The sequence below is a fragment of the Sulfuricurvum sp. RIFCSPLOWO2_12_FULL_43_24 genome, from assembly GCF_001829605.1.
In the GTDB taxonomy this organism is placed as follows: domain Bacteria; phylum Campylobacterota; class Campylobacteria; order Campylobacterales; family Sulfurimonadaceae; genus Sulfuricurvum.
Map to the genome: position 1 here is coordinate 39,565 of NZ_MIBT01000049.1, position 11,271 is coordinate 50,835.

An 11,271-nucleotide genomic window follows, 5' to 3' on the forward strand; every position below is an offset into this window, starting at 1 on the left:
CAAGAAGATTAAAATCAAGCGCGTGAACAGATACTTTAAAATTTGCGGCAGCTTGTAATAATTCTTTAGCAACATTGGAAGTACGAACAACAATAGGCCTAATCTGCGTTGTTATCGCTTCTTTCTCATCCTCTTTGCTCAACAGCCCCATTAGGTATCCTTTATAATTGCCCCTATTTTAATCACATATCGGTTAAAACTGCGTAAAATTTATTTTAAGGCTAAACATAGCGTATGTTTAACGCAGCCAGCCAGAACGCTACAGAGATGAAACAGGTTCATACGCAATGCTTAATTCTAGCCATTATAGAAGAGATAAAAATATATCGAGAGTATCTAATTTGACGATTTCCGTTCGCCCTGAGCCTGTCGAAGGGTCTTATAATCAAGTTCATGGTTCGACAAAGCTCACCACGAACGGGGAAGTGCTATTTAACCCTATCCCCTTTTTCTCTTTTTTTCCTTAAAAATTCTATCATTCACATTCACGAGCATTTTTAATACGTAAAATACGTTCTTTTTTCTCATCAAGCTGACGATATTCGGTGGTTATCTCATCATTATTTTGCATTGCGAGCATTACTGGCGGCAATAATAAAATTCCAATGCTCCCTTTAGATTGATTAGATGCTTGTATATTACTCAATTGATTTTCCACGTTCAAAATTGATTTTTGTGTTAATTCCAATTGTGTCTCTAACGTAGCGCATGTCATACAATATTCAGCACTTTCTTTATCACTAGCCAAAAGTCTTTCTTTGACAGGAAGGTAACTTAAATCAGGAGGTAAATCTCTAGCACGATTTGCACATCCTGTTAGTAAAGTGGTAACAACTAACGCATTAATGACTAAATTGAACAGCACGACCTTTGCCATCTAAACTTCCCCAACTCATCATTGAAATTCCTACTGTCCCGTAGCGTATTTGTGTTACTGCATCGGCACCAAGTTTTGCTGCTTCTTCTTTCAGTTTGACATTAACCAGTTCTTTTGTTGGATCAGGATGAAAAATAGTAGTTTTATTAACTGTAACAGAAATGTCGCCTAAAACTATATATTTTTTATCGGTGATATCCCCTTCTGTAAGCATGATATCTTTTGCTTCTGTCACGACTAATTTTTGAACTGTTGGACGGACATTAGCAATTTCACTTGTATTCCATGTTGCACATCCTGTTAGAATAACTGAAAATGTGATCATAATACTAGACTGTAATAAAGATTTTTTGAGATAATTCATTTCCACTCCCTAATAATATTTAACTGATTTTATATTTTTTAAATAGATAGTTAGCTTAAATTTTAAAAAAATATCTAGTAAATTTACTTATTTTGGATCTAAATCATAACTAAAGTGCTGGATTCCCGATCATGTCGGAAATGACGAAGCAGAGCACTCCGATGACTTTTAATCACATATCGGTTAAAATTGCGTAAAATTTATTTCAGGGCTTGATATAAACTATGTTTAAATCGATATTCTCCAATTCGTTTGGTATCCTCATCTCCCGTGTCACGGGCTTGGGTCGCGATATTTTAATGACGTCCGTGTTAGGTGCGAACGTATGGAGTGATATCTTTTTAATGGCGTTTAAATTCCCCAACCTTTTCCGCCGCATCTTCGCAGAGGGCTCTTTTACCCAAAGTTTTATGCCCTCCTACATCGCCTCGAACCAAAAAAGCGTCTTTGCCGTCGCCATCTTTATCCGATTTATGGTGTTTATCGTCGCCCTCTCCTTTCTCGTCACCCTCTTTCCCGGATTTTTTACCAAAATGCTGGCGTGGGACTGGGGACACGACCTTATCTCCAAAACTGCACCCTTAACGGCTATCAACTTTTGGTACTTGGATTTAATCTTTATCGTCACGTTTTTAGGGACACTGCTACAACATAAAGAGCATTTTTTCACCACCGCATTTTCAACCGTTTGGCTCAATATTGCGATGATCGTCGCTCTGATCCTCTTTACCAACTCCGATCCGCAGACGATCGTCTATGCCCTCAGTTTTTCGATTCTTATCGGGGGATTGCTTCAAGTGGCTACCCATCTTTACGCTATCCGTCAGCAGGGGCTGATGAAAATCCTCGTCGGTGGATGGAAATACCGCCACACCAAAGATGTCAAAGTCGAAGAATCCAAATTTAAATCCCTCTTTATCCCCTCCGTTATCGGGAACTCTACCGCTCAAATCGCCTCGTTTATCGATACCTCTCTCGCCTCGTTTTTAGTAGCGGGGTCGGTGTCGTATCTCTTTTACGCCAACCGTATTTTTCAACTCCCATTTGCGATTATCGCACTGGCGATTACCACTGCCCTTTTCCCCACCATCGCTAAAGCGATCAATAACGGCAATGATGCCCTTGCCTATAAAAATCTCTTTAAATCATTTTGGCTTCTTAGCGCACTGTTGGGGGTATCCGTACTTGGAGGAATACTCTTATCCGAACCGATCATTTGGTTGTTGTTTGAGAGAGGGGCCTTTACCGCTCAAGACACCCGCAATACCGCCGATGTATTGATGATGTACATGGTGGGGCTGATCCCTTTCGGACTGGCAAAGCTCTTCTCAATGTACCTCTATGCACAGCACAAACATCTCAAAGCGGCTAAAATCGCTATCATTTCACTCGTTATCAATCTCATTTTCTCCGTAATCCTGATGCAATCGATGGGGGCGGCAGGTTTGGCACTTGCGGGGAGTATCGGCGGAGCGGTACAGTTTATCCTCACCATCAAAGAGGTGGGTTGGAAGATCTTTTTTGATCTTCTCAAAACCCGTTTTAGCCTCTATTTTATCCTGGGAACGCTCGGATTTGGGGTGGCATTCTATACTCTAAACCAATTTTTGATACAATGGATACGATAATTAAATAGACTTCTTGCATAACCTCTTAATTTGAAAATATAACACCGTTCGCCCTGAGCCTGTCGAAGGGTTTACAGTTCATGGTTCGACAAGCTCACCACGAACGGAAAGCTGGGTTATGCAAGAAATCTAATAGGAAACTCATGACTATTTTTGACAGCGTACAAAAAACCAAACTACCATTTGAACCTCTGATCGAAGGGAAAGTCTCCCTCTACGTCTGCGGTCCCACCGTCTATGACGATGCCCATTTGGGACATGCCAAAAGTGCGTTGGTGTTCGATCTCCTTCTCCGTGTTTTGGAAGCCGAGGGGTATGACGTCCTCTTTGCCCGCAACATCACCGATATCGACGATAAAATCATCAACAAAGCGCGGGAATTAGGGATCAGCACCACCGAGATTGCTGAACGCTATACGGCTGCATACCGCCGTGATATGAGTGCCATCGGAGTACGACCTCCGACACTGGAACCCAAAGCGACCGAATCGATCGACGCTATGGTTGAAATGATCCAAAAACTTTTGGAAAAAAAGCACGCCTATTCGATCAGCAACGGCGATATCTATTTTGACACCGCAAGCGATAAAGGGTACCTTAGCCTCTCTAATCGCCAAAGCAATGAAAATGTCAGCCGTGTCGAAAAAGTATCTGAGAAACGCAATGAAGCCGATTTTGCTCTCTGGAAAGCGGTTCATGATGAGAGTGTTGCGTTTGATTCCCCATTCGGACGAGGACGTCCGGGATGGCATTTGGAGTGTTCGGCGATGATCGAGCGCTACGTCCGCCAAGGCGAGGGTAAATATGCAATCGATATCCACGGCGGTGGAGCCGACCTCCTCTTTCCCCACCACGAAAATGAAGCGGCACAGACCCGATGTGCGACAAATCATGAACTCGCACGTTACTGGATGCACAACGGCTTTGTCACCATCGACGGCGAAAAAATGTCGAAGAGTTTGGGGAACAGTTTTTTCCTCAAAGACGCCCTCAAAAGCTACGACGGAGAAGTACTCCGCTTTTATCTCCTCAGTACCCATTATCGGGGAGATTTCAACTTTAACGAAGAAGATTTGATCGCCTCTAAAAAACGACTCGATAAACTCTATCGCCTCAAAAAACGGCTTTTCGGACTCACCGCCGAGAATATCGACACCGAATTTAAAACCTCCCTCCTCAAAGTGCTGGGAGACGATCTCAATGTTTCACAAGGCTATGCCCTCATCGATGAGCTCATCACCTCTGCCAATGAAACACTCGATGCAAATCCAAAAGATAAAGCGTTTCGTCAAAATCTCCTCTCATCTTTATCAACCATAGAAACGGTGTTAGGATTCGGGGGGCAAAATCCGTTCAAATATTTCCAATTCGGATTGGATGATGCTAGCAAAGCGAAAATTGATGATTTGGTAGAAAAACGCTCCGAAGCCAAAAAAGCCAAAGATTTCGCCACCTCCGACGCTGTCCGTGATGAACTCAGTGCAATGGGAATCTCAATCATGGATACCGCGAACGGAACTTTTTGGGAGATACGGGATTGAAATTAAGCGAAATCTATAAACGATACTGGCCCTATATAAAAGGGTATAAATTTCAATACGCGATGGTTCTTATCGGAATACTTCTCACCGTTACCGCCACGGCAGGAACGGCGCATATTATGCAGCCGTTGATGGATAATATGTTCATCAAAAAAGAAGAAAATATGCTCTATATTATTCCTACCCTGCTGGTAGGGATTTACATTATCAAATCCATCGGACGCTATCTTCAATCGGTTTACAATACCTATATCGGAATGCATATTGTCTCTCGTTTACGCGAGAATCTTCTGGAGAAAATTGTCCATATGGATATGCAATATCTCTATACCAATCGCAGCGGAGAACTTATCTCTCGGATCACCAACGATATTGCACGTATTCAGTATTTCGTCTCGACGATGATGCCCGAACTCATTCGCGAAAGCCTCACCGTTGTTGCACTGATCGGTTATGTCATTTACCTCAATGCAACACTCGCTTTTTGGGCATTGTTTGTGATGCCCGTAATTATATTTCCTCTCCTGAAAATCACCCGCCGACTTAAACGCCTCTCTCATCGCTCTCAGGAGAAAAATGCTGATTTGATGACTCGATTAACCGAAGTATTTAACAACAGTGAAATTATCAAAGCCAATGCGACCGAAAACTATGAAGTGGCACGATTCAAAAATGAAAATGAGCATTTTTTCAAACTCAATATGAAAACCACCTATACCAGTGAATTGGTCTCTCCATTGATGGAAATCATCGCTGCAATCGGTCTGGCTGCCGTAATCTTCATTGGAGGACAACAAGTTTACTCCGGTGCCATGAGTGTCGGAGAATTTACCGCATTTTTAACGGCTATCGGATTGGTCTTTCAACCTCTTCGCCGTGTCAGTGCAATTTACAGCCGCATCCAAGATGCCCAAGCGGCCAGTGAACGGGTATTTCATGTTTTTGATATCGAAAATGAGATCAAGGATGGTTCCATCACACTGGATGAGCCGATTAATTATCTTCAATTTAACAATGTTAGCCTTAACTTCGGGGAAAAAATAGCCCTTTCGCATATCGACCTTACGATAGATCGAGGTCAAACAGTCGCCCTTGTCGGACAAAGCGGCGGAGGGAAAAGCTCTCTCATCAATCTTTTATTGCGTTTTTATGATCCCACCGAGGGGGCTATTTCACTCAATCATCAGAATCTAAAATCGTACACCCAAAATTCTCTGCGTAACCAAATTGCCGCCGTATCACAACGAGTTTATATCCTCCAAGATACTTTAGCGGCTAATGTCGCTTACGGCAGTGAAATTGATGAAGCAAGAGTAAAAGACGCCCTCCGAAAAGCCGATGCTCTCGAGTTTACTTCCGCACTGAGCGAGGGGATCTACACCGTAATGCAAGAGTTCGGTGCCAACCTCTCCGGCGGTCAACGTCAACGTATCGCCATCGCCCGTGCGATCTACAAACACGCATCTCTCCTCATTTTGGATGAAGCGACCAGTGCTCTGGACAACGAAAGTGAAAAACGTATCCAAGGGGCGCTAAACGCTTATGCGCAGGATAAGATAACCCTGATCATCGCCCATCGACTCAGCACGATTGAGCATGCCGATGTTATTTTGTATTTCGAAGAGGGGCAAATTATCGCTCGCGGAACTCACAATGAGCTTCTCGAAACCTCCGAAAGCTACCGTCGTCTTGCGGGAATACTGGGAGAATAATCCCCTATTAATCCTTTTTTGAGTATAATCGCGGCAACTTTAATCACGATGAGGCGGATGGTATGTTTGATTACGAATCTTTAAAACCCTGGCTTTTTAAACTTCAACCCGAAAGCGCTCATACCCTTGCGGCCGGACTCTTATCATCTGCAAGCTATTGTCCCCCTCTCTTTAACGGCTGGATGGCAAAACACTTTGTAAGTCACCCTTCTCTCACCCAAGAGCTTTTCGGACGCACTTTCCTAAACCCTGTGGGTCTTGCTGCAGGATTTGACAAAAATGCGACGATGTTTCACGGTGTCATGTCGATGGGATTCGGTTTCACTGAGATCGGAACCCTTACCCCAAAACCGCAAGAGGGGAATCCACGCCCCCGTTTGTGGAGACATATTGAAGAAGAAAGCCTCCAAAATGCAATGGGATTTAACAATGACGGACTCTTCCGTATTTCTCATCGACTCAAAAACATCTATCCCTTCAGCACCCCTATCGGTGTCAACATCGGTAAAAACAAAATCACCCCCGATGATAAAGCGATCAAAGACTATACCACCCTCATCAAAGCGCTCCACGAGTATGCGGACTATATGGTTATCAATATCTCTTCTCCGAATACTCCGGGGTTACGTGATCTTCAAAACGAAGCATTTATCGCTCAGCTTTTCAGTGAAGCCAAAGCGCTTACCGATAAACCGATATTGCTCAAAATTGCCCCCGATATGAGCGAAGATCAGGCGGTTGCCCTTTGTGTCCACGCGGTGGAAAGCGGAGCCGATGGGATCATCGCGACCAATACGACCATCGATTATTCCCTCGTCTCCGAACCCGAAGATATAGGGGGCCTCAGCGGTGAAGTATTACGTGAACGCAGCTTCTATATTTTTGACGCAATTGCACGTGAGCTTTACGGTAAAACAACGCTGATCAGCGTTGGGGGCATTAGTACTCCGGAAGAGGCTTATCGCCGTATTCGAGCAGGTGCCTCACTCGTCCAAATCTATACCTCATTGATTTTCAAAGGGCCTGAAGTAATTGAAGAGATCAACAGCGGGTTGATCGATCTTTTAGCATCGGATGGTTTTACCTCGATCACTGAAGCAATCGGCGCAGATCGGCAATGAAAATCTTCATTGCAACAATTTTGTCTCTAGGAACCCTCATGGCCTCTTCACTTCCTCAGTATGAAACCAAAACCCTCTCCAATGGATTGCAAGTCGTTGCCATCCCGATGGATAACGGTTCACAGGTTATCTCAACCGATATTTTTTATCAGGTGGGAAGCCGCAATGAAGTAATGGGTAAAAGCGGCATTGCCCATATGCTTGAACACATGAATTTCAAATCGACCAAAAACCTCAAAGCGGGTGAGTTTGACGAAGAGGTCAAAAGTGTCGGAGGGATGAACAACGCATCAACCGGATTTGATTTCACTCATTATTACATCAAATCAAGCAGTGAGAATCTTCCTAAATCTCTTTCTCTGTTTTCAGAATTGATGCAAAATCTTAATCTTAAAGATGAAGAATTCCAGCCAGAGCGCAACGTTGTTGCGGAAGAGCGCCGTTGGAGAACCGATAACAATCCAATGGGTTATCTCTATTTCCGTCTCTTTAACAGTGCCTATGTTTATCACCCCTACCATTGGACGCCGATCGGTTTTATGAATGATATTCAAACCTGGACGTTAGAGGATATTCGCTCTTTTCACAAAACCTACTATCAACCGCGCAATGCCATTTTGATCGTAACAGGCGATATTAAACCCGCTCGTGTTTTTGAAGAGGTACAAAAACAGTTTGGTACGCTCAACAATACCGTTGATATCCCAGAGAAAAAAATTATTGAGCCGGAACAAGACGGTGCACGCCGCGTAGAGATACACAAAGAGAGCGAAGTGGAGATGCTGGCTATCAGCTTTCCTATCCCGAATTTTCAACACGCCGATCAACCGAAACTCTCAGCACTCAGCGAAATGCTCAGTTCGGGCAAAAGCTCACGCCTGAACCGTGTATTGGTCGATGAAAAACGTCTTGTCAATCAAATTTACGCTTACAACATGGAAAATAGTGATCCGGGCGTCTTTTTATTTCTCGCCGTTTGTAATAATGGAATCAAAGCGGAAGAGGTTGAAAAAGAGATTTGGAATGTTATCCGTGGGCTTCAAAAAAAACCGGTGGAAAAAGCAGAACTTGACAAAGTCAAAATCAATACCAAAGCCGATTTTATCTACTCTTTAGAGAGTTCTACCTCAGTTGCTGAGTTATTCGGAAGCTACCTCGCTCGCGGTGATATTGCTCCATTGATGCATTATGAGGCTGCGATTGAGGCATTAAACCCTGAAGAGATCCAAAAAGTTGCACAACAATACCTTACCTCTGAAAAATCGACAACGCTAATCCTACGAAAAGGACAAAAATGAATCTAGTAACAGGCTCAACGACAGCCTTGATAACCCCTTTTAAAAACGGAAAACTCGATGAGCAAAAATACGCTGATCTAATCCGAAGACAAATCAAAAATGGGATTAATGCGGTTTGTCCGGTAGGGACAACGGGAGAGAGTGCAACGCTGAGTTACGATGAAGACCGTATCTGCATGGAGATCGCCGTAAGCGTTTGCAAAGGGACCAATACCAAAGTCCTCGCGGGTGCGGGGAGCAACTCCACCGCCGAAGCAATCGAAGCGGCATTAACGGCACAAAAATGTGGTGTCGATGCAATATTCTCCGTCGCACCGTACTACAACAAACCTTCCCAAGAGGGTCTCTATCAGCACTATAAAGCTATCGCCGAATCGGTACCGGAATTGCCGTTTATGCTCTATAACGTTCCGGGACGCACCGTCGTGGACATCAGCGCCGATACCGTTATCCGTCTTTTTGATGATGTGAAAAATATTTACGGAATCAAAGAGGCAACGGGAAGTATTGAGCGTACCATCGAGCTCCTCTCCCGCCGACCTGAGCTTAAAGTCTTCAGCGGAGATGATGCTATCGATTACGCTATTTTAGCTTGTGGAGGAGCGGGGATCACTTCGGTCACCTCTAACCTTCTTCCTGATCTAAAAAGCCAGCTTGTAGCCAAAGCCCTTTCGGGGGATTTGGGTGGAGCTAAAGCACTCAATGATGCATTATTCCCGATCAACAAAGCCCTCTTTTTAGAGTCCAATCCGGTGATGATCAAAGCTGCAATGTACGTTGCTGGGCTAATCGATACGTTAGAGTATCGCCTCCCTCTCGTCGCACCAAGCAGCGCCAATCTAAAACAGCTTGAAAACGTTATGAAAAATTATACTATTGCAGGAGCATAAAGAATGTCAAATATGAAGGGCAAAACACTCGTAATTACGGGAGCAACCAAAGGGATCGGACAAGCCATCGCTGAAAAATTTGCACAACAGGGTGTTAACATCGCATTTACCTACAACTCTAACGGTGAAACAGCCGCTATTTTAGCCCAAGATTGGGAGAGTAAATACGCCATTAAAGCTCGCGCTTATCCTCTCAATATCTTGGAGACCGATGAGTTTAAGCCTCTTTTTGAAGCAATTGATGCCGATTTCGACCGTGTTGACTTTTTTGTTAGTAACGCAATGATCTACGGCCGTCCGGTTGTCGGCGGATACGGTAAGTTTATGCGTCTCAAACCACGCGGTTTGAACAATATCTACACCGCAACCGTCAACGCATTTGTCGTCGGAACCCAAGAAGCGGCAAAACGGATGGAAAAAGTGGGTGGCGGTGCCGTCGTTACGATGTCAAGTACCGGAAACCTAATCTACATTGAAAACTATGCCGGTCACGGAACCAATAAGGCAGCGGTCGAAGCGATGAGCCGTTACGCGGCCGTAGAGCTCGGAGAGATGAACATCCGTGTCAATGCCGTATCCGGCGGACCGATCGATACCGATGCGTTAAAAGCGTTCACTAACTACGAAGAGGTCAAAGCCGAAACCATCAAACGCTCAGCTCTGAATCGTATGGGCAGCCCGAACGACATCGCGGGAGCGGTTTATTTCCTCTGCACCGAAGAAGCGAGCTGGATCACCGGACAAACAATTATCGTTGATGGCGGCACCACGTTTAGATAAGTCTCTCTTCCTCTCGTCATTCCGTACTTGATACGGAATCTATCCCCTTAATATCTATTGCAAAATATGCCAAGGCTTATTAGTTAGAGGGTTAATTTTTTTATGATTCTCATCTGTGATAGCTGTATCTTGGAAAACTTTGTATCCTTTTTCATAGGGAACAAACATCCATAGCATGGACATATTATCCTCTAAACTTACAGCACTTCCATAAAGAGGTATTTCAACAGTATCCAACATCAACTCAACTTTGAATTTCTTGTTATTAATTTTGATTTCACTATTTTTAAAACACCATTTTTGATTTAATTCATCTTTATAACACTTATTTTGAAATAATCTTTTAAAATAAATTGCATTTTCATCAAAAGCTTTACCTACACGTAAAAAAGGGCCTTCCCATTTATTTGTATACTCATTAATAACCCATAATTTATTTTTTACGACTGAACTGCATGTTGGATGTATAGTTCCATCATGCCAATTTGTGTAGGCATTAATTCCTACACGTTCGTCAAGGTCTAGACTTATTATTTCGTTATTATCTTGTTTATTAATTGAAGCCCAATTGCGTTCTTTAGAAAGATTATTCCATAATTCTGTATTGGTGTAATGCCCAGCATGTTTTGCTAAAATGTTTTGCTGTTGACATTTAATAGGTTCATCTGAGCTCCACAGTGAAATAAACAGTATAAATAAAAGAGAAACTAATTTTTGCATTCAAATCCTATCAACTCATGATTTTATTTTAAATATATTAACATTTAATAATTAAAAACAAAAATTAAATGGGGATGGATACCGTGTCGAGCACGGTATGACGGGAAAATAATATCCTTTTGACATTATCAATCCAACTTAGTATAATATTGCATCAAAAAAGACACTAAATAAGGTACTTAATATGCAACCGATTATGGCTAACTTCACGGCAAGTATAACCGAACTCAAAAAATCACCCACTCAGATTCTCGAAAGCGCAGGAGATGAAGTGGTGGCAATTCTCAATCATAACGTCGCCAGTGCCTATCTTGTCCCCTCTAAAACTTATGAGAAACTC

At 43.2% G+C, this 11,271-nt stretch carries 10 protein-coding genes and 1 pseudogene; 8 read left to right on the forward strand and 3 right to left on the reverse strand.

Annotated elements, in window-relative coordinates; translation table 11 throughout:
* Positions 1 to 475: 475 nt before the first annotated feature.
* Both A3G19_RS04995 and A3G19_RS05000 read right to left on the reverse strand, forming a co-directional pair.
* Positions 476 to 877: a hypothetical protein gene (locus A3G19_RS04995; RefSeq protein ID WP_294870905.1), complete on the reverse strand. Its 402-nt coding sequence runs from the start codon at positions 875 to 877 to the stop codon at positions 476 to 478.
* On the reverse strand, positions 843 to 1,241 hold the full coding sequence (locus tag A3G19_RS05000) for a hypothetical protein (protein WP_294870907.1): 399 nt from the start codon (positions 1,239 to 1,241) through the stop codon (positions 843 to 845). Before A3G19_RS05000 ends, A3G19_RS04995 begins: the two co-directional genes overlap by 35 nt.
* A gap of 224 nt (positions 1,242 to 1,465) precedes the next feature.
* On the opposite strand from A3G19_RS05000, the gene murJ reads away from it, so the two are divergent.
* The 7 genes from murJ (at position 1,466) to A3G19_RS05035 (ending at position 10,211) form a co-directional block, all read left to right on the forward strand.
* Positions 1,466 to 2,869 carry a murein biosynthesis integral membrane protein MurJ gene (gene murJ, locus A3G19_RS05005; protein WP_294870909.1) on the forward strand — a complete coding sequence of 468 codons (1,404 nt, stop codon included), beginning with the start codon at positions 1,466 to 1,468 and terminating at the stop codon, positions 2,867 to 2,869.
* A gap of 143 nt (positions 2,870 to 3,012) precedes the next feature.
* Positions 3,013 to 4,410 carry a cysteine--tRNA ligase gene (gene cysS / locus A3G19_RS05010; RefSeq protein WP_294870911.1) on the forward strand — a complete coding sequence of 466 codons (1,398 nt, stop codon included), beginning with the start codon at positions 3,013 to 3,015 and terminating at the stop codon, positions 4,408 to 4,410.
* Positions 4,407 to 6,122: an ABC transporter transmembrane domain-containing protein gene (locus A3G19_RS05015; protein WP_294870913.1), complete on the forward strand. Its 1,716-nt coding sequence runs from the start codon at positions 4,407 to 4,409 to the stop codon at positions 6,120 to 6,122. The genes cysS and A3G19_RS05015 overlap by 4 nt, the downstream gene beginning before the upstream one ends.
* Before the next feature lie 62 nt (positions 6,123 to 6,184).
* Positions 6,185 to 7,243, forward strand: a complete 1,059-nt coding sequence (locus A3G19_RS05020; RefSeq protein ID WP_015653928.1) for a quinone-dependent dihydroorotate dehydrogenase — start codon at positions 6,185 to 6,187, stop codon at positions 7,241 to 7,243.
* Positions 7,240 to 8,541: a pitrilysin family protein gene (locus A3G19_RS05025; RefSeq protein ID WP_291750842.1), complete on the forward strand. Its 1,302-nt coding sequence runs from the start codon at positions 7,240 to 7,242 to the stop codon at positions 8,539 to 8,541. The genes A3G19_RS05020 and A3G19_RS05025 overlap by 4 nt, the downstream gene beginning before the upstream one ends.
* Positions 8,538 to 9,431, forward strand: a complete 894-nt coding sequence (gene dapA / locus A3G19_RS05030) for a 4-hydroxy-tetrahydrodipicolinate synthase (protein WP_294870916.1) — start codon at positions 8,538 to 8,540, stop codon at positions 9,429 to 9,431. Before A3G19_RS05025 ends, dapA begins: the two co-directional genes overlap by 4 nt.
* 3 nt (positions 9,432 to 9,434) lie before the next feature.
* Entirely contained in the window at positions 9,435 to 10,211 is a 777-nt protein-coding gene (locus tag A3G19_RS05035) for an enoyl-ACP reductase (RefSeq protein WP_015653931.1), read from the forward strand.
* A 54-nt stretch (positions 10,212 to 10,265) separates the two neighbouring features.
* Here A3G19_RS05035 and A3G19_RS05040 read toward each other — a convergent pair whose 3' ends face one another.
* Positions 10,266 to 10,931, reverse strand: coding sequence for a hypothetical protein (locus A3G19_RS05040; RefSeq protein WP_294870919.1), 666 nt, complete (start codon positions 10,929 to 10,931; stop codon positions 10,266 to 10,268).
* A gap of 184 nt (positions 10,932 to 11,115) precedes the next feature.
* Between A3G19_RS05040 and A3G19_RS12125 the strand changes: the two are divergent.
* Positions 11,116 to 11,271, forward strand: a pseudogene (locus A3G19_RS12125) (antitoxin); the annotation flags it as partial.